Source organism: Collinsella sp. CLA-ER-H5 (assembly GCF_040092375.1).
Classification (GTDB): domain Bacteria; phylum Actinomycetota; class Coriobacteriia; order Coriobacteriales; family Coriobacteriaceae; genus Collinsella.
The window spans coordinates 106,728-125,794 of record NZ_JBBNLR010000001.1; the positions used below are offsets into that span (position 1 = coordinate 106,728).

Genomic DNA, 19,067 nt, shown 5'->3' on the forward strand with positions numbered 1-19,067 from the left:
ATTCTTACGTCAGGCGACTCAGGGCTGGCTCCGAGTTATCGGGGCCAGCCCTTTTTGGTGCTCGATGAGCAGGGCCAGTGCCTCGCGCGGTTTCGGGTGCAGTGGGGCATTGTGCGCGCAATGACGAACATGATTTCCATAATGACATGTAACTAGGAGCTAGCGAGGCTTATCCGAATTGACCTCATCGGCGGTGTCTTTTTCGAGCGCCGTGCGGCGGGCGCTGTAGGCGATGAGGCCCGCGCCTGCCGCGGCGAGTGCTGCAGCGGCTGCCGTAAGGGGAGCGTTGACATCGCCCGTGCCCGCAAGCGCGCCCGCTTTTCCGGAGCGCTTGTTATTGCCGTGGTCCTTGCCACTGCCGGAGCTGCCTCCGCCCGCGCCGCCGCCCTCGTCAGTACCGCCGCCACTCGAGCCACCATCGCCGTCTGCTGCCATCGGGGCGTCGTGAAGTCCTGTCGTATCCGCGCTGTCGCATACGCCGATCTGAACTTCCGAGCGCTCGCATGCCGCGTCGGGCACATGAAACTCGTGCAGTACGGCACCCAGCGCCGAGTTTGCGCCTGGTCGAATTTCCTCGAGCGTTACGGGATCGAGCGCCACCAGATTACGCGCCTTCGCATACAGCGTTACGCGTTTGCCCACTTCGTCGCTCCAGCTCTCGGGGATGGCGAAGCTCATGCGAAACTGTGCCGTGCAACCCGGTGCCAGCACGGCGTTGCCGTTGTCGGCTACCAGCGGGTGCGTTGCAAAACGTGCGCCCAGCGTCTCGAGCGCGTACTTCACGTGTGCCATGTCGTTGGCCGGAGCATCTTCGGAAAGCTCTGGATCAAAGATCGATGCCGTGCGTGCGTTCGCTCCGAATCCGATGGATGCGCTGGAGAACGGCTGGCTGGAGCCCTCTCGGTATAGATCGATTGTGCCGGCGGTGAGCAGCGTGTTGCCGTCGTTTCGCACCGTGACCATGAAGGATTCGCCTGCTGCTCCGGGCACCACCGCGCCCGAGGTAGCGACCGCGCCCGTCGGAGTGGCACACGCCGCCAAGGGTACTTCGATGCCGTGCAGCTCTGCCTCGCTCTGCTCGGCACTCACAATGTGCGTGGCGAGTGCGGAGAGCATGCCTCCCGACGTCAAAAACGTCGTTATCTGATCGACGGGATGGTCCAGCTCGCACATCACGAACGGCTCCGTAAACAGATCACCTGCCAAGGTGCTGGCGAAGATGCGGAAGTGCTTGCCCATCACTGCTACTGGGTTGCCTTCTTCGTCGTAGGTTTGCCCCACCTTGCCATCGGTGTTCTCTACATAGAGCACGCACCTGCCGTTGTTGCTTACGCTAAACGATGCCGGGCCACAGCCCGCGGCGCCCACGGGCTGCGTTGCAAATGCCGATGCGCCTCGTGCCCAAGTAATATGCTGCAGCTGCTCGTTGACGGTAGCCAAAAAGCCCGTGTGTTGCGGCCACGGCACCGCGTGGGGTACTGCCGCATCTGGCGACATAACGCCCCAGCCCGCAATGGACTGGCCGATCACGGCGTACGATGCGCAGCCGCAACCGTCTGCAGTCTCGTATGCAACGGGCACCACCATTTTGCCGTTGATATTCTCGGGCGTGCCCAGCTCGATGCTCGACGGTGCCTGCGGAAAGCGGAGGACCTGACGGAACGTGAGACTGTCGCCCGAAACGTCCGACCACAGGGTAAAGCACTCCAGCGCAACCTCGGCCTCGCTGCCGAGTGCCTTTTCTGCGGTGGCTCCGCGGCGGTGGAGGTAGGCGCCCGACAGGCGCCCGTCGACTAGCGTCTTGCCCACCGTGATGCGTGGGCACTGCAGGCAATGGTAGCCATCCTCCTGAAGGCGGCCGCGCGAGATGCTGCGCCATGACGTATGCGATATCACGCGAACTCCGTCGTTGCTTATGCGCAGGCGTACAACGGACAGTATGCCGGATGTGCTCGCCGTATCGAAAAGGGTGTTGTCACCGGCGGGGCGCTCGCCCGAGACCAGCAGCACGTAGGCGTCCTGGTTTCTCCTCCCGTCTGTATATTCCACCACGTCGAAGTCGTAATCGAATATGCCGTTGCGCTCCACGTCGCCCTCGCCAAACCCAAGGGAGAAGTCCACGGGCGTGGGAGCGGACCACGTGCCGTTCGTCTTTGTATGCACCACCAGGCGCGAGCGACCATTCTCGCCGTAGCGCACCGAGGCGATACGGAATAGGCACTCCACGCCGGCAATCATCGTTAGCTTCATGTGGGCTTCGCTGAGCACGCCGGAAAACAGTACGTTGTCGCTCGAGGGTTTTATGCCGCCACGCTCGTCCTCCGACACGCCGGCAGAGTTGGCGTTCGGGTCGGCAACGGTGTTCGTTGCCTGGCCGATATAGGTGTAATCGTACATCGGCGCGGCGTTTTCGTCGTTCTCTATCAGTGCATGGACGAAATGTTCGACCCGTCCCGTGTCGTCGCTTTCTGCATCCGCCTCGAGCTCAATGCGCGTGACCGACCGGTCCCAATCGCGTACGGTAGGCGCGACATTCCTTGCAGTGGCCTTAACCTCGGCGCGTGCGAGCAGTTCGGCGTTGGTGACGATGGTGGCCGATGCGATAAATTGCGGCACACCACCCGCCTCGGCGTTGCCGGCCGAGCCGAAGCAGGCATCCAGCGTATAAGGCGTATCTCCACCCAATGCGAGCTCAGAGCGCTGGAGCACATACTGGTCGCCATTGTTCACCGACATATTCCACGAATCGATGAGTGTGGGCCACGACCCCGACCAAGCCTTGGTGGTCCACTTGAACATTACGAACTGGAGTATCACGTCGACATCGACGTCTGCACCTACGCGCAGTCGCGGAAGCTGGTGTCCATCTGCCTTCTCGTACCCAATGAACAGCGTGAGGGATGCGGCGCCGCGCACGGCAGACGAAGCGACGCCTGCAACGCCGGCACCAAAGGTGACGGCAAGCCCGATCTGGATGGTGAACGAGCCCGACGTGTTTGAATAGTCGAGCGAAATGTTTTTAAAAAACGCCGCGCCGCTGCCGTGCGTGTGGGCACCCACGGCGAGCGCCAGTTTTGCCAGCACCCAGGGGTTGACGTTTAGGAAAAACGGCACCGGTCCTAGGGTAAACTGCTCGGTCCAATTGAGGTCGGTTCTTACCTGGAAGAGGGCCTTAATATTGCCGTATGCGGGGTCGTTGTTGTTACCCCAGGTTTTGCCCACCCAATCGTAGGCGAGCGAGCCGTACAGCTGTGTGGCGATATCCATCGTGAACAGCGGCGTGCAATGGTGGCGAAGGAGCTTGGTGTTTCTTGGATCGGTGCCCGAACCGGCACTCATACTCTTGTACTGATTCCACTTCCCCTCCATCTCGTCGAGGTAGCGGTTTGCCTGCTTGGCGCCCGACTCGCGCGGCGATTTCTTCCAGTATTCCGGATCAGGGTTGCCCGAATCGTTCATATAGCTGGCTGGTTTGTATCCTCCGCCAAACAGCACGTATCCAGCAAACGAGAAATCGAAGAGAATCGGAAATGTGGGCATCCAGCACGTGAACTTATTGCCGCCGATGCCGGGAAACGCCGCGGGGAAATCAAACGGAGTGATCTCTTGGTCCATAGTGGTGGGAATGATGGTGGTCGAGCCCGATTCTGCCTTTGCGGCCGGCGCAGTGACAACGGCCATGGGGGAGGAGAGCGTGTAGGTTTTGCCCTGGTAGTCGAGGATAAAGCGCAGCTTGCATCCTTCTTCCAGAAGGCTCGACGCTGCATCGAGGAACTTGTCTTCGAGCGTGAACGTCGCCAGATTATCCGCGCCCGATGCGCTGGCCTTGACTTGGCCAATCTGCGTGACGGTTTCGGATGAGCTGCCCGCAGCGGGCATCACTTTGTTGATGCGCAGCGTTGCCTGTCCGCCCTGTGGCAGATGTGCCTGCACGGTAAAGGCGTGCGTGTCGGGTTGGTCGTTTGCCGTGTCGTCCTTCGGCAATGCCATGAACGTAGCGTCGGCGTACTGGATGTCCCATTCGTCGAATGTGAGCTGGCGAAAGTACGGCTCGCCATCGGAGAGCGGACGTGTGGGTGCGGTAATGGCGGTTCCGCCTTGGACACGCGCGAGGGGAATCTCGACATCGCGGTAGCCCGCCATGCTAATGGAGATGCCGCCGTTAAAGTCGTACGCGTCGAGAAGCGTCGCCTCGTCCACGTAGCCTTCCGAAAGCGGCGCGACCTCAAAGATGGCCGTGCCTTCGTCATCGGTAGTGGCGGTGAGCTGCTTGCCTGCGGCATAGCGCGATGTGAGTGTGACCTGGGCACCCGTGATGGGCGTATTCTTGTTGGCGACGTCGACCACGACCACACCGAACATGGTGCGCGAGAGAACGAGCACCCTGAAGGGGTCTTTTTCGTCGGCATGGGCTTCGGTGGGCGCGAACGGCAATATGAAGGCGTTTGCGCTTCCCGGCACGCGCGGCAACATAATGCTCGCTAACGAGGACGCTCCGGCGACAAGTAACGAACGGCGATCAAGCATCTTTGGCTCCCATCCCGCAGGTATCGGTGGAAATAATCCAATTTTGCGAGAAGGCGCCTCGTAGCGGTAGTGCCGTTCAAGGGTCAAAATGTCCAAATTGATCGAGCGAAGCGCCGGGTTCCGGAATGCGTTCGATGCGCTTGGCAGTCCGGTCGCTAACGTAACATATGCGCGACCAGCTCGGCGCGTGTGCCGATGCCAAGCTTTGCGTATACGCCGGATAGTCGGTTTTTGACGGTGCCCGGCGATACTCCCATATGGCGTGCGATTTCGGCGTTGGTCCACCCACGACAGGCGAGCATGGCCATGGTGAATTCCGTGGTCGTTAGATCGTCGGCCACGTCCTCGCCCGAATCGGGGTTGTGGATGCGCCGCCAGCCGTAGCTGAAGCGGTACGTGATCTCGATGATGCGCGCGAAGTCGTCAGGGTATTGCGTTTTTAGGCACGCCTCGATGAGCCCCTGTAAAAGGCCGTGGTGCTCGCCAATGAGCTCGATAAGGCCGTCGGGACGTGCAATGTTCCAAGCGGTTCCGAAGTGTGCCTTTGCGGCGTCGATGTCCTTGAGGCTCATGCATGCCATGGAAGCTGCTAGGTGCAGGAACAGTTCCGAGATCGGATAGCTTCCCTGTTTCATAATCAGGGCATTTTCCGCCATGCCCAGGCTGCGGCCGTATTCGCCGCGCAGGTACAAGGCGTGCGCCATCACGTAGCTGGCGAACAGGCGCAGGCCTTCGGGTAGATGCGCCGCAAGTGGATAAAACTCTTCGGCAGAATACGGGGAAGGCAAGTGCAGCAGGACACTCGCGGCGGAGGCGAATAGGATATGCGTGGCGTGGATGGCGGGTGATTCCTCGTCGGCCGGGGTATCGAGGATGCCAGCAAGGCACCGGCGGGCGTCGGCGATACGGTTGAGCGACAGACTGGCGTATCCGCAGATAAAGCATGCGGAATAGCGCAGTGCGGGATTGGTGGCGTCAAGATAGGGGCGTGCCGTCTCAGCAGCGAGGGTGGCCTGCCCGCGAAAGTACAGCGCTTCTGCCGTGGCGATGGCGCGCGAATCGGGGTCGGAAATGCTTGCAACCGCAGCGTCAATCTGCCCCGGCACAAAGGCGGTGCACATCAACGGCATGGGAACGCGTGGGTAGCCATCGCAGTCCATCTTCCATCTCCCAACAGCTGGCAACAATAGCAGCAATTGTACTCCTGTTGCTCGGGACTGGAATTTGTGGGTATCGCCTACGATTGTGCCGAACGTATAAAGGGAGGTCCCCGGCATCTGCCGCATGTGCTACGACCTTACGCCCAAGCCCGTCGGCACGGTCGAGTGGGAGTAAGCTTCTACTCTTTTGGGCGAATTGCATTGACGGAGAGGAGGTCCCGCGCAAACGTGTGCGGGACCCCTTTCGTTTTACTGTTCGGTTAACGCTGCAGATCTCTTTGGAAGGCTTACGAGCATGGTGGTCCCGTTCTCGGAACTTGCTTCGACCTCTACCGTGCCACCGTGAAGCGCTGCAATCTCCCAAACAAGCGCTAGTCCGAGTCCTGCGCCGCCGTATGCCCTGCTGCGGGATTTGTCTAGACGAAAGAACGGCTGGAAGATGCTCTCTCGGTACTGCTTGGGTATTCCCGGGCCCTCATCTTTGACTCGCAGGAGCACGCGGCTGTCGCTGTCGCTGATGGAGACGTTGACAGTCGAGTCGGAGCGGCTGTAACGGATGGCGTTTTCAGCCAGGTTAAACACCAGCCGATAGAGGAGCGTGTCGCTCCCGATTACTAAAGCGTCTCCAGCACAATTGAGGGCTATGCCCTTATTTTCGGCAAGTGGCGCAAGGTCGGTGAGGACCTCTTCGGACAAGGGGCCAAGTTCAACATCGTCATCGCAAGGAACGCTGCGGAGCTCGCTCATCTCGAGCAATACCTTGGTCATTCGAGACATGCGCTCGGTTTGTTCTTGTAACAGGCTAAGCAACTCGGCTGTTTCGGGTTGCAAACCGGAGTGCTCGGAGATGAATAGTTCAATCTGTGCTTGTATAAGGGCGAGCGGGGTGCGCAGCTCATGTGCGGCGTTGCCGGTAAACTGACGCTGTGCAGAGAACCCTTCGCCAAGACGAGCGATCATGTCGTTGAAAGAGGCGCTGCATCGTTGTAGCTCGGCGGGCACATCTTCACTGAGTCTGATTTCGCTTAGGTTGTCAGGCTGCACACGCTCAACCTGGGCTGCAAAAGCCCGTAGTGGTTTGAGCGCACGGCCGCTCACAAAGTATGCCAGCACGCCGCCAAGGAGTGTGACTCCAGCCGTGATGTACCAGGCTGTCGTGCCAAAAGACTCCTGTGCGTCGTTTACGACGATCGTGACCTTGTCATCGAGGGCCGCTTTCGTTGGGTCGAACGCCTGGGGCGAATTTTCGCCGGTTGCGTTAAAGGCCGAGATGTCACTGCCGATGGCATCCATGTAGCGCATGCCCGTATAACCGACCAGGCAGTTCGTCAGCACGCATGCCGCACACGTGAGCAGTGCCGTCATAATCGTTATGCGCCATTGCAGCGAAAGCCCTTTCATTCTCCACCCTCCATAACGTAGCCCTCTCCAATCCGATTGCGAATCGGGTCGTATCCCAAAGCAATGCGTAGCTTTTTGCGGAGTGACGAGATATGAACGCGGGTTGCGTTGCTAAAGCTGTTTACGCTGCTATCCCAAACGTGCTCTATAAGCTCCTCTTGACTTACCGGACGCCCCTGATTGAGCATCAGGTATTCCAAGATTCCCGTTTCCTTGCGCGTAAGAGATAAAGCCTCGCTGTCCACAGAAGCGATGCGCGCCTTGGTGTCAAAGCGGAGCTTTCCGCAGGTTAAAACTATGCCGCTTTGTGTAAAGCGTCTGAGGGTAAGGCTGCGAATCCTTGCCGCAAGCTCGTCCAGATGAAACGGCTTGGTGAGGTAATCGTTGGCGCCGGCATCGAGTCCGGCGACTTTATCGGATACTCCGCCACGTGCGGACAGAATCAGTACCTTGGTCTCGCAGTCGGTTTTCCTAAGTTCCCTGAGCACAGTCATGCCGTCGATACGGGGGAGATTGAGGTCGAGTACCACGAGGTCGAAGGCCTCAACGTCCAGTAGGTCGAGCGCCTCCTGTCCGTCGTGACAGCAGTCGACGCTGTACGCCAAGTTTCGCAAGCTGCGCGCGATTGCGTCACACAGCGCCCGCTCGTCCTCGACGATCAAAATACGCATAACAGTCTCCTTGCACATTTCAAATCGCGCTTAACACGGATTTTATAGTCGATATGGTCCAATGGTCGCGTAACGAAAGGAGTGGTCGTGTTGTTCAAAGCGGTAAAACCCGTGGTACAGGTCGCTTTGTTGATCGTCGGAATTGCCATGGTGTGCTTTGGCGTTATGCGTGGCGAGGCGGATGCCGTGCTGGCCAAAGCGATTAGGCTGTGCTTGGAGTGTATCGGAATTGGATAAAAGAGAAAACACTGCGTCGCATGTTTTGGCCCGATTTCGCGGATTCGTTCAGGCGGCGGCGACGCTGGTCACCAATATTCACCTGCCAAACTTTGCCAAAGGCGGCATCTATCAGGGCGCGGGAAAAACAGTCTGCGTACCTGGACTTAATTGCTATTCGTGCCCCGCGGCATCGGGTGCGTGCCCCATCGGGTCGTTCCAGTCGGTGGTGGGTTCATCCAAGTTCAACTTTTCTTACTACGTCACCGGTACGCTCATTTTGCTCGGCGTGCTGCTGGGACGCTTTGTATGCGGCTTTCTATGCCCGTTTGGCTGGCTGCAGGAGCTGCTTCATAAGATTCCCGGCAAAAAGTTCTCCACGAAAAAGCTCAAGCCGCTCACGTACATCAAGTACGTCGTGCTGTTGTTTGCCGTGGTGCTGCTGCCCGTCTTGGTGGTTAACGACGTGGGCATGGGCGACCCGTTCTTTTGTAAGTACATCTGTCCGCAGGGCGTACTCGAGGGCGCCATTCCGCTGGCCATTGCCAACGCCGGCATTCGATCTGCGTTGGGACATCTCTTTACTTGGAAACTTGCCGTTCTCATTGCCGTGGTAGTGCTGAGCGTTTTGTTCTACCGCCCCTTCTGCAAATGGATTTGTCCACTCGGCGCATTCTATGCGCTCATGAATAAGGTGTCCTTGTTGGGGATTCAGGTTGACGCGTGCAAATGCGTCTCGTGCGGCATGTGTTCAAGGGTTTGTCAGATGGACGTTGATGTGGCCCGCGCGCCCAATCATGCCGAATGTATCCGGTGCGGAAAGTGCATCGGGGCCTGTCCCGTCGATGCCATCAGCTATCGCTATGGCCTGGATGTGTCGGCGGAAAAGCTCCCCTTGACCGCCGATAAAAAGTAAACAAGCTTCGACAAAACGGAGGAATGACTATGAAGCTTTCTAAGATTGCGGCCCTGTTTATGGTGCCGGTGCTGGCCTTGTGTCTTGTGGCGTGCTCGGCACCTGGCGGCAATGCGAGCGAATCTGCGGGCTCCGATTCTAAGATCGCAGAACTCACTGCGCAGAAGCCGACCAATGCCGACGAGGCCGCCGAGTTGTATGCAAAACTCATGCAGAAGGAGAACGATATCTTTTCGAGTGATAACGCGCTGTGGGAAAAGGTATTCAATGCGGCAAATAAAGACTCGGCAATGATTGAGGACGGCAGCAATTACGGCGATTTCCTGCTCAAGACCATCGACGGCGCCAAGGATGAGTTCACGGCGGATGAGCTTAAGACACTCAAGGCCGGTGCACAGCAGATCAAGGAGATCGAGGACAAGCTCGAGAGCTTGGAGAAGGAGTTCCCCGGCTGTGGAAGCACGCCGAGCGCAGGCGAGAGCGTCGACGCTTCGACCGCTGGCATGACGGCTGGTGCCAATGCTTCGAGCGAGGCGACGAAGTTCCCCAGCTTTACGGGCAAAGACCTGGATGGCAACGACGTGAGCAGCGACGAGCTGTTCTCTAAGAACAAGGTCACCGTCATGAACTTCTGGTTCACTACTTGCAAGCCGTGCGTGGGCGAGCTGGGCGATCTTGAGAATTTGAATAAGGAGCTCGCCGAGAAGGGCGGCCAGGTCGTGGGCGTCAATTCCTTTACGCTCGATGGCAACAAGGGCGAGATTACAGATGCCAAGGACGTGCTGAGCAAGAAGGGCGTGACATATAAGAACATCTGGTTCAAGTCGGATAGCGAGGCCGGTAAGTTTACGTCAAATTTGTTCTCGTTCCCGACAACGTATGTCATCGATCAGAATGGCAACATCGTAGGGGATCCAATCGTGGGAGCCATCAGCTCTGCCGAGCAGCGCGCAGCGCTCGACAAGCTTATCGACCAGGCGATTGCGAATAGCGAGCAGTAGAAAACGCGTAAAGCACAGCGAGGATCGTGCGCCGCCGTGCGGAGTCGTCCGCTGCCTTTCAAGATAATCTCCACCATATAGAGGTCCCGCTCGGGACCTCTTTTTTAGGCGCCGTCCCGTTCGTTTTTTGGTGCGGTTCCCTACATTCTTCACTGGTGCCGGCAAAAAATGGGGATAGAGTAGGACAAACGCGTCGAATACGAACGGCGGGGGAGAGCGGGCGGGGCGCCCGCGCGGGAGAGGTTGCCGTCCATGCTGGAGCTCAAAGGAATTTGCAAAAGGTACGTCACGCAGTCGTTTACGCAGGTGGCGCTCGACAGCGTGAGCCTGTCTTTTCGCGATAACGAGTTCGTGGCCATTCTGGGTCCCTCGGGTTCGGGTAAAACCACGATGCTCAATGTTATCGGCGGACTGGATCACTTTGATTCTGGCGACCTGCTGATTGACGGCATCTCGACCAAGGACTTCCGCGACCGCGATTGGGATGCCTACCGCAACAACCGCATCGGCTTTGTTTTCCAGAGCTATAACCTCATTCCGCATCAGACCATTTTGGAAAACGTGGAGCTGGCGCTCACGCTCACGGGCGTGGGGCATGCCGAGCGCCGCCAGCGTGCGCGCGAGGCGTTGGAGAAAGTCGGCCTGGGGGAGCACGTTAACAAGCGTCCGAGCCAGCTTTCGGGCGGACAGATGCAGCGCGTGGCCATCGCCCGCGCCCTGATCAACGATCCCGAAATCGTGCTGGCAGACGAGCCGACCGGCGCCCTGGACTCAACGACATCCGTGCAGGTCATGGATTTGCTCAAGGACGTGGCGCGCGACCGTCTGGTTATTATGGTCACGCACAATCCCGAGCTGGCGTACCAGTACGCCACACGCATCGTCAACCTGGCGGACGGCAAGATCACCGACGATTCCGACCCCTTTGATGTTGCCAAGGCCGCGCGTCGCGAGGCTAAGCCTACGCGCAAAACCTCGATGAGCTTTGTGACGGCGCTGGGGCTTTCTGCCCGAAACCTCATGACCAAGAAGGGCCGCACGGCCATGACGGCCTTTGCGGGCTCGATTGGCATTATCGGTATCGCGGCGATTCTGGCGCTGTCCAATGGCGTAAACGGCTACATCAAAAAGGTCGAGGAGGATACGCTCTCGAGCTACCCGCTCACCATTTCCAAGCAGGATTACGACCTGTCGTCCATGATGGGCGGGCAGGGGGCTGCGGATGATGACTCGCCTGAAAACGTGGATTCGTCCGACGACAGTGCCGGCGGCAAGGCTAAGGGAACCGATAGGATTCCTGTGGTCACGGCCGTAAAGGATATGTTTGCGAGCGTTAAGTCCAACGACATGACGAGCTTTAAGGCATGGCTCGATGCCGGTGGCGACGGCATCGATAAAGAGGTCAACGCCATTCAGTACGGCTACGGTGTATCGCCGGTTGTCTATCGTGCCGGCAAGGGCGATGAGAAGCCTGTCCGGCTGGTGCCCAACGCCATGACCGAGGCCATGAGCGGAGGCGCGAGCTCGGCGGCAACGGTGAGCATGGAATCCATGGGAACCTCGGTCTTTAACGAGATGATTGACGACCAGAGTCTGCTCGACAGCCAGTACGATGTCGTCGCCGGTCATTGGCCCACGTCTGCTAACGAAGCCGTAATGGTGCTTTCGAGCCGCGGTACGGTGGGCGACTATACGCTCTACAGCATCGGTGCGCTGGATATCGATGAGCTCAACGATCTGGTAAACAGTGCCATGACGGCCGACGGTGGGGTCGAAACGCCCGAGACCGGCACCGACTTTACCTACGACGATGCGCTGTCTACCACGTTTAAGGTGCTGTCGCCGGCTGATGCGTATCGCAAAAACGAAGAGACTGGCATGTGGACTGACATGTCTGACGATGCCGACTTTATGACGGCCAAGGTTGCCGACGGTATTGACGTGCACATTGTGGGCGTGGTGCGACCTAACGAGACGGCCAATGCGAGCGCATTGACCCCGGGTATTGCCTATACGCATGCGCTGACTCGTCAGCTTATGGAGCGCGCCGCCGATTCGCAGATTGTGCAGGAGCAGCTCGCTCACCCCGAGATAGATGTCTTTACGGGCAAGTCTTTCGATGAGCTACAAGGCGAGGCCAAACAAGGAGTGGATCTGGGCAGCATGTTCAGTGTGGACGAGGCGGCGCTCAAGGGCGCGTTCTCGTTCGATACCTCCGCGCTCTCGGGTGTTGTCGGCGGTATGGACCTGTCGGGTCTTGACTTGTCCGGGCTGGACATTGACCTTTCGGGCGTTGGCAAGGATATCGACTTCAGTGACATCATGGCAAAAGCACCGGCTCCAGATTTCTTGGGCATCTTTGACGGTCTGGAGCTCACGCCCGAGCAAATGCAGCAGGTGGGAATACTTGCCAACCAACTGTTTGAGGGCTTTTTGCAGTCTGATCAGTTTAAGGCGCTGTCGCCCGAAGATCTTAAAGACGCGTCAAAGCTCGCTGCCGCATTCTCGACGTATCTTGAGAATGATGCCGCAGCCCAGCAATGCCTGGCTCAATTGAAGGCGCTCGGCGGCGATGCCCTGGCCGAGCGCCTGCAACAGGCGATGACCGACTATGTGCAAAAGCAGCTGGCTCCGTATCTGCAGCAGGCTATGGATCAGGTGATGAAGTCGATCAGCGAGCAGATAGCGTCGACGGTATCGTCCCAGCTCAAGGCGGGCGCAGCGGGGCTTATGGACCAGATGGCGACGCAGATGTCTTCGAGTTTTACCAACCTGGCGAGCGCCATGCACGTGGATGCGAGCGCCTTTGCTCGTGCCATCCATTTCAACATGGACGCCGAGGACCTGAGTTCGCTCATGATGAGCTATGCCAAGGCGTCGAAGCTCACCTACGACAACAACCTGACCACGCTGGACTATGCGGATGAGGCGGACCCCATCTCGGTTAAGATTTTCCCGCGCGACTTTGAGGCCAAGGAGCGCGTACTCGATCACATCGATGCGTACAACAAGCAGGTCAAAGCTGCTGGCCACGATGATCGGGCAATTTCGTACACCGACTACATGGGCATCATCATGGGCTCGGTGACCGACATCGTGAACACCATCAGCTTGGTGCTCATCGCATTCGTGAGTATCAGCCTGGTGGTGAGCTCCATCATGATCGGCATCATCACGTACATCAGCGTGCTGGAGCGCAAAAAGGAGATTGGCATTTTGCGTGCGATTGGCGCGTCGAAGCGCAACGTGGCCAACGTATTCAATGCCGAGACCTTTATCGAAGGCCTCATCGCCGGCGTCTTTGCCATTGTCGTCGTGGTGGCCGTGAGCTTCCCGGTCAATGCTTGGGCGCTTGCGGCCAAACAGGTACCCAATCTGATGAGCCTGCCCGTGCGGGATGCGCTGGTGCTCATCGCGATTTCGGTGCTGTTGACGGTCGTTGCCGGCCTGCTGCCTGCCCGCAGCGCATCCAAGAAGGACCCCGTCGAAGCCCTGCGCTCCGAATAATGTGACAAAGGGACAGTTCCTTTGTCACGTTCGTTGATATGAGAGAAGAGTAGATGATTCTATCGTTGGCCCCTATGGAGGGGATTACCGGGCATGTGTTCCGTCGCGTGCATGCGGAGTGCTTCGGTGCGCTCGATTGCTATTACACGCCGTTTTTGCCGCCGCCGCGGGTGGGAAATCGCTTTGGCGGCAAGGCGTTTAAGGAGATCGATCCTGCCAATAACCAGGGGCTCAACGTAGTGCCTCAGCTGATGTCCAAGAACGCGGACGAGTTTGTGTGGGCGGCACAGGTGCTCGCCGACATGGGCTACCGCGAGGTCAATCTCAACCTTGGCTGCCCCTCGGGTACGGTTGTTGCCAAGGGTAAAGGATCGGGCTTTCTGCGCAACCTCGACGAGCTCGAGGTGTTCTTGAGCGATGTGTGCGAGCGGTCACCGTTGCCGGTATCGGTCAAGACCAGGCTGGGGCTTGAGAGCGACGACGAATACGAGCGTGTGCTCGATCTGTATTGCCGCATGCCGTTGGCAGAGCTGATCGTGCACCCGCGCGTGCAAAAGGACCGCTATACGGGATCGCCGCGCAAGGAGTTTTACGGCGAGACGCTGGAACGCGCGCCGTTCCCCGTGGCCTATAACGGTGACATTTTCGATCTTGAGGATATGGACGCGCTGGTGGAGGCCTATCCCGGCACGCGCCATGTAATGCTGGGGCGTGGCTTGCTTGCGAATCCCGCGCTCGCTCGCATGGTCAAGGGTGGCCCTGCTGCAACGGCTGCTGAGCTGCAGCGCTTCCACGACACGCTGTTTGCGGCCTATGCAGAAGAGATTGGCGGCAATGCGGTCTTTCGCATGAAGGAGTGGTGGTTCTACGCCAAATGCGCCTTCGCCGACCCCGCTACCGTTCACAAGCTCGTACGCAAGACCAAAAAGGTCGACGAATACCGCGCCGCCGTCGAGCGCGTCTTTCGCGAACAGCCACTTGCGCCCATAGCACGCTTCCACGGCTAGTTAGTCGTTGGGGACGCACTTTAACGACTAGTCATTTAAAAGAACGTCCCGAATGACTATGTTGCAAAATACCGTACGCCAGCATCCAAAGATGTCGAAAAATGTCGACTTTGGATGCTGGCGTACGTCTTTGGGCTCGGTGGATAACTAGGCAATCATTGCATCGATCGTGATGAGCTCCCTGAGTCGCTCTGTGCGTGTCTGCCCATGGCGCTTTGCTTTTGCGTCAAACGCATCAAGAACCGACTCACCCACACGTGCCGATAAAACAATGCTTGGCTCATCAGAGATCGGCGGTCTTCCCAGCTTGATGGTGCGACCCTTCGGCCACTTATCTTTTTCGTATGCCTCCGCGGCTTTCTCCAACTCTCCGGGGGGCAAACCCCATCATCTTTTCGAGCTGCTTAGCGTCCATAGCGCCCCCTATCGATTGACATAATGTCGAGCGCTGGTTCTCGGAATCTCTTTTTGTATACAGTTTTGTAGACAAAAATACAAGCAGTTTATCAAGCTAATTAGCGTGTATTGACTAGTTTTTTCGATAGGAAATGAGCATCGATGGCTTCGATATTTCTTCGCTTTCCAGTCTGGAACATGAGCGCTCATTGAACCTGCAGAGGGGGCACTTTAACAAACTATCGAGATTCTGGTCAGGAGCTTTCACCGGTCTTCGGTGGTGAGAACAGCTCAATTCGCGACACAGTGTGTCGCGAATTGGAGTAGTCGCTGAGTGTTCTTTAACAACTAGTCATTCAAGAAAAGAGTGTCTAAGTGCCAGAATTGCCATTTTGAGTCGTCCCTAACGACTATTCTGGAGGGCTGTGTGCAAAAAAGGGCAAATATGAGTACTGTTGCCATTATGGTTGCATTTATTTTTTTCAAAAATGAGGTCCCTGATGAGATTTAATACCATTAGGCGTCTCTTTTATTGAACATATGGGGAGGAATAACGCCGTCTGCGGGCGCTTGGGGCGTTGAATGATCCCTGAAATGATTAAAATCGCTGTTACTAAACAAGTAGCAGTACTCATATTTGCCATTTTTTGAACACGGTCCTCTAAGGAGCCCTTTCCAGAGATGTCAGATGGCCTCAAACAGCCATAATCCAAAGGTCGTCTCAAACAACCAGTCATTTAAGAACGTCCCCAATGACTACCCATGCAAAAAACTGTACACCAGCATCCAAAGATGTCGAAAAATGTCGATTTTGGATGCTGGTGTACATGTTTGGGTCGTATGGGTTGGGGCCAGCCGACCGCAATAGAACGCTAGAGCAGGTTCTCCTGCGCCCACGCGATGATGTCGCTCGATTCGTAGAGTGGCTTGCCGTCGATGAACAGGCAGGGAACCTGGCGTTTTCCGCCGACGGCGATGAGTGTCTGCTCGGCATCGGTATCGGTCGAGATATTGCGCTCGGGAATGGTCACGCCGTTATCGGCAAGGAAACGCTTGACCTTTATGCAATACGGGCAGCCGGTCATAACGTACAGCGCGAGCTCATGATTAGTAGCCATGGGTCTCCAATCGGTTGAGGTTTTGATTGAAATACCCAAAGCCGCCGCGGTCTATGCGCGCGTCAACGACGACTCGATGGCCTGAACTAGAAACGCCGTGGCTCCGGTGCCGCATGGCTTGTCGTAGTAGTCGATAAAGCGCTGATCGGCGAGGTAGCCGTGGGCGAGCCCCAGATAGGCCTCGTCTTGGGGCTCGCTGCCCCAGTTGAGAGCTATCCAGCGGTGATGCATCGCGACGAGCTTGCGAGCCTCGCTTCCATCCGCATCGCCGTCGCCCATGGCAATCGAGAGCTGACCCAGAATAGCGCGTTCAAGTTCCTTCATGTCGTTCCATGTCTGAGGATTCATGTCCAGTAACGTTTCGTTTGCTGCATCGATAGCCTCATCGCCATAGCGCGACCGCGCCTCGGCACCGTAGCGCTCCTCGTTTTCCTGCACGGTGTGCCAGCGCTCCAGCTGTGGCAGCACGGCTCCCATGAGCGAGACGGCTTCGTCGAGCGACATACCGGTGTTTTGTGCCAGCCGCGGGGCACAATCTTCAATCATCGCCTCCATGGTGGTGTCGTAGGTGTACTTACCGTGGTCGTAGCACCACTTGCAGTAATGGTCGGTCGTGGCGCCCGTGGCGTCGGTGCCGCAGTCGTCGGGCGTGAGTATCATGCCGCAGCTCTGGCAATAGCGCTCGGGCATTTCGAGCAGATGAGACAGGGGCTCGCCGGTCACGGCGGCGATGAGCTTCATCATGTCGATGCCCGGTGTGACCTCGCCGCGTTCCCAACGGCTGACGGCTTGGCGTGTGACGAAGAGCTTGGTGGCGAGCTGCTCCTGGGTAAGGTGATGGACGCGACGGACAGCAATGAGCTTTTCTGCAAAGGCCATAGCGGTTCCTTTCTGCTGGTTGATGGCTTAAGCATACGCGGCAGCAGGTGCCCTTCCAAGCAACCGTTGGTTGCACGACGGGGAACCGCGGCGAAGAATTGCGCGCAACGCCCCACACCTCCATGCCGTACAATGACCGGCATGGAACCTATTGCACACATACATACCGATCTGCCGCAGAAGTTTGGCATTCCGCGCAACAGCTTTTTGGCGCCCCATCTGCAGGGACGCATCGTGTTTGAGCCGGAATTTGCCTCCAGTGCGGCGGTCGAGGGTCTGGACTCCTTCTCTCACCTATGGCTGCTGTGGCGCTTCGAAAACGGAACGCCCGGCGGCACGGCTAAGGACATAGCTGCCGATGCCAAGACGCAGGACAGGTCCGGCACCAACGCAAAATGGTCGAAAACCGTGCGCCCGCCGCGGTTGGGTGGAGCCAAGCGCGTGGGCGTGTTTGCCACGCGCAGTCCGTTTCGCCCTAATCCCATCGGTCTTACCTGCGTCAAGCTCGATCGCGTCGAGCTCACCGACAATGGTCCCATCATCCATGTGCTGGGGGCCGACCTGCGTGACGGCACGCCCATCTACGACATTAAGCCCTATATTCCATTTGCCGACTGTCACCCAGATGCGACGGGCGGCTGGATTGAGGGTACTCCGTGGCAAGAGCTCGACGTCGAGTTCCCACAAGCGCTGCAGGATATGGTCCCGCCCGCAAAGCTCCCTGGTTTGGTCGAGGTCCTTCGCCAAGATCCGCGCCGCGCGGGCAGCAAGCACGAGCCAAACCGCGTTTACCATTTGGCTTACGCCGGGCTTGATATATCGTTTACGGTCGACGGCGCCAGGTTGACGGTAGCCGCCATCAGCGATGCGCGGGACTAACCGGCCATCCGTCCGTATCCGTCAAAAACAACGTCAAACCCCATGCCAAAACCGCCCGCGCTGGTGGACAATAACGCCTACCAAAACAATCACTTTGCACGGGAGCTCAGCATGAAATACGACTTTAGCTCGCTTATCGACCGCCACGGCATGGACTCTATCGCTGTTGACTCTTGGGGTGAGATCCCCGGTATGGCCCCGAACGCACCCGACGAGGGCTTCGACCGCATTCCCATGTGGGTGGCCGACATGAACTTCGCCACGGTGCCCACGGTCCAGGAGTACATCATTCAGCGTGCCCAGCACCCCATGTTTGGCTATTTCAATCCGCGTCCCGAGTACTTCGACCGCATCATCGAATGGCAGAGCCGTCGCAATGGCGTTGAGGGCTTGGCGCCGGAGCATATCGGCTACGAAAACGGCGTGCTGGGCGGCGTCGTGTCCACGCTGCGCGCATATGTCCAGCCGGGCGATGCGGTGCTGGTCCACAGCCCCACCTACATCGGCTTTACCAAGTCCATCGAGGCTGCGGGCTATCGCATTGTCCACAGCCCGCTTAGGCTCGACGACCAAGGCGTGTGGCGTATGGACTTTGAGGACATGGAGCAAAAGCTCGCCCAAAACCATATCCATGCCGCGGTGTTCTGCTCGCCGCACAATCCCTGCGGCCGCGTATGGGAGCGCGACGAGATCGAACGTGCCATGGACATCTATCGCCAGCACGATTGCGTGGTGATATCGGACGAGATTTGGTCCGATATCATCCTGCCGGGTCACAAGCATATCCCGACGCAGTCGGTGAGCGAGGATGCCCGCATGCGCACGGTTGCCCTCTACGCGCCTAGTAAGACGTTTAACCTGGCGGGTCTGGTCGGCAGCTACCACATTATCTACAACGAGACGCTGCGCGACCGCGTGTGCGCCGTGTCCAACAAGACCCACTACAACGAGATGAACGTCCTCTCCATGCATGCGCTTATCGGTGCCTATCAGCCGCAAGGCTACGAGTGGGTGGACGAGCTCAACCAGGTGCTTGCCGGCAATATCGAGTACTTCTGCGATTACGTGGACGAGCATTTTGAGGGCGTGTCCTATTCGCGTCCGCAGGGCACGTACATGGTGTTTCTGGACTGCACCGAGTGGTGCCGCGAGCATAGCCGCGATATTCAGTGGTTGCTCGGCGAGGGGGCGCGCGTGGGCGTGGGGTATCAGGACGGCCGTCCGTTCCATGGGCCCTGCCACATTCGCGTGAATCTGGCGCTGCCGCTTTCGCGCGTAAGGGAAGCGTGCGACCGCTTGGACCGCTACGTTTTTAATGCACGGTAAGTGTGCGCTGCATGCGGGGCCTTCTGCCAAGTCGGCTAGAAGGTCCCGCATGGTAATGCGTCT

Annotated in this window: 13 protein-coding genes; 7 read left to right on the top strand and 6 right to left on the bottom strand. The window is 58.1% G+C overall.

The window, feature by feature from the left end; translation table 11 throughout:
• Positions 1–159 precede the first annotated feature (159 nt).
• The 4 genes from AAAX31_RS00565 to AAAX31_RS00580 form a co-directional block, all read right to left on the bottom strand.
• Positions 160–4,527: a hypothetical protein gene (locus AAAX31_RS00565; protein WP_349075804.1), complete on the bottom strand. Its 4,368-nt coding sequence runs from the start codon at positions 4,525–4,527 to the stop codon at positions 160–162.
• Between the two features lie 155 nt (positions 4,528–4,682).
• Complete coding sequence (locus tag AAAX31_RS00570; RefSeq protein ID WP_349075806.1) at positions 4,683–5,687, bottom strand: LuxR C-terminal-related transcriptional regulator; 1,005 nt, start codon at positions 5,685–5,687, stop codon at positions 4,683–4,685.
• Between the two features lie 249 nt (positions 5,688–5,936).
• Entirely contained in the window at positions 5,937–7,088 is a 1,152-nt protein-coding gene (locus AAAX31_RS00575) for an ATP-binding protein (RefSeq protein ID WP_349075808.1), read from the bottom strand.
• A complete protein-coding gene (locus AAAX31_RS00580) occupies positions 7,085–7,759 on the bottom strand; it encodes a response regulator transcription factor (protein WP_349075810.1) in 675 nt (224 codons plus the stop codon). Before AAAX31_RS00580 ends, AAAX31_RS00575 begins: the two co-directional genes overlap by 4 nt.
• 90 nt (positions 7,760–7,849) lie before the next feature.
• Here AAAX31_RS00580 and AAAX31_RS00585 point away from each other — a divergent pair, with 90 nt between their 5' ends.
• The 5 genes from AAAX31_RS00585 to AAAX31_RS00605 all read left to right on the top strand — a co-directional run bounded on the left by AAAX31_RS00585 (position 7,850) and on the right by AAAX31_RS00605 (position 14,406).
• Positions 7,850–7,996: a CD1871A family CXXC motif-containing protein gene (locus AAAX31_RS00585; RefSeq protein WP_040219972.1), complete on the top strand. Its 147-nt coding sequence runs from the start codon at positions 7,850–7,852 to the stop codon at positions 7,994–7,996.
• Positions 7,989–8,891, top strand: coding sequence for a 4Fe-4S binding protein (locus AAAX31_RS00590; RefSeq protein WP_349075812.1), 903 nt, complete (start codon positions 7,989–7,991; stop codon positions 8,889–8,891). Before AAAX31_RS00585 ends, AAAX31_RS00590 begins: the two co-directional genes overlap by 8 nt.
• Positions 8,892–8,920: 29 nt before the next feature.
• Positions 8,921–9,892 (top strand): TlpA disulfide reductase family protein, encoded by a 972-nt coding sequence (locus AAAX31_RS00595; protein ID WP_349075814.1) that lies wholly within the window; start codon positions 8,921–8,923, stop codon positions 9,890–9,892.
• A 252-nt stretch (positions 9,893–10,144) separates the two neighbouring features.
• Complete coding sequence (locus AAAX31_RS00600; RefSeq protein ID WP_349075815.1) at positions 10,145–13,399, top strand: ABC transporter ATP-binding protein/permease; 3,255 nt, start codon at positions 10,145–10,147, stop codon at positions 13,397–13,399.
• A gap of 53 nt (positions 13,400–13,452) precedes the next feature.
• Entirely contained in the window at positions 13,453–14,406 is a 954-nt protein-coding gene (locus AAAX31_RS00605; protein ID WP_117770483.1) for a tRNA-dihydrouridine synthase family protein, read from the top strand.
• Positions 14,407–15,674: 1,268 nt separating this feature from the next.
• Here AAAX31_RS00605 and AAAX31_RS00610 read toward each other — a convergent pair.
• Positions 15,675–15,920 (bottom strand): glutaredoxin, encoded by a 246-nt coding sequence (locus tag AAAX31_RS00610; protein WP_117769871.1) that lies wholly within the window; start codon positions 15,918–15,920, stop codon positions 15,675–15,677.
• Positions 15,921–15,971: 51 nt separating this feature from the next.
• The gene (locus tag AAAX31_RS00615; protein WP_158556898.1) at positions 15,972–16,799 is read right to left on the bottom strand and encodes a TipAS antibiotic-recognition domain-containing protein; all 828 of its coding nucleotides are present in this window, start codon (positions 16,797–16,799) and stop codon (positions 15,972–15,974) included.
• Positions 16,800–16,940: 141 nt separating this feature from the next.
• Here AAAX31_RS00615 and AAAX31_RS00620 point away from each other — a divergent pair, with 141 nt between their 5' ends.
• Positions 16,941–17,678: a TrmO family methyltransferase gene (locus AAAX31_RS00620; RefSeq protein WP_349075819.1), complete on the top strand. Its 738-nt coding sequence runs from the start codon at positions 16,941–16,943 to the stop codon at positions 17,676–17,678.
• Between the two features lie 111 nt (positions 17,679–17,789).
• Positions 17,790–19,004, top strand: a complete 1,215-nt coding sequence (locus AAAX31_RS00625; RefSeq protein ID WP_349075821.1) for an aminotransferase class I/II-fold pyridoxal phosphate-dependent enzyme — start codon at positions 17,790–17,792, stop codon at positions 19,002–19,004.
• The last annotated feature ends 63 nt before the right edge of the window (positions 19,005–19,067 follow it).

What these genes read in the sequence shown, in the direction of transcription:
- AAAX31_RS00565 (WP_349075804.1), bottom strand. Translation starts at nt 4,527, where the DNA reads ATGCTTGATCGCCGTTCGTTACTTGTCGCCGGAGCGTCCTCGTTAGCG.
- AAAX31_RS00570 (WP_349075806.1), bottom strand. Translation starts at nt 5,687, where the DNA reads ATGGACTGCGATGGCTACCCACGCGTTCCCATGCCGTTGATGTGCACC.
- AAAX31_RS00575 (WP_349075808.1), bottom strand. Translation starts at nt 7,088, where the DNA reads ATGAAAGGGCTTTCGCTGCAATGGCGCATAACGATTATGACGGCACTG.
- AAAX31_RS00580 (WP_349075810.1), bottom strand. Translation starts at nt 7,759, where the DNA reads ATGCGTATTTTGATCGTCGAGGACGAGCGGGCGCTGTGTGACGCAATC.
- AAAX31_RS00595 (WP_349075814.1), top strand. Translation starts at nt 8,921, where the DNA reads ATGAAGCTTTCTAAGATTGCGGCCCTGTTTATGGTGCCGGTGCTGGCC.
- AAAX31_RS00600 (WP_349075815.1), top strand. Translation starts at nt 10,145, where the DNA reads ATGCTGGAGCTCAAAGGAATTTGCAAAAGGTACGTCACGCAGTCGTTT.
- AAAX31_RS00605 (WP_117770483.1), top strand. Translation starts at nt 13,453, where the DNA reads ATGATTCTATCGTTGGCCCCTATGGAGGGGATTACCGGGCATGTGTTC.
- AAAX31_RS00610 (WP_117769871.1), bottom strand. Translation starts at nt 15,920, where the DNA reads ATGGCTACTAATCATGAGCTCGCGCTGTACGTTATGACCGGCTGCCCG.
- AAAX31_RS00615 (WP_158556898.1), bottom strand. Translation starts at nt 16,799, where the DNA reads ATGGCCTTTGCAGAAAAGCTCATTGCTGTCCGTCGCGTCCATCACCTT.
- AAAX31_RS00620 (WP_349075819.1), top strand. Translation starts at nt 16,941, where the DNA reads ATGGAACCTATTGCACACATACATACCGATCTGCCGCAGAAGTTTGGC.
- AAAX31_RS00625 (WP_349075821.1), top strand. Translation starts at nt 17,790, where the DNA reads ATGAAATACGACTTTAGCTCGCTTATCGACCGCCACGGCATGGACTCT.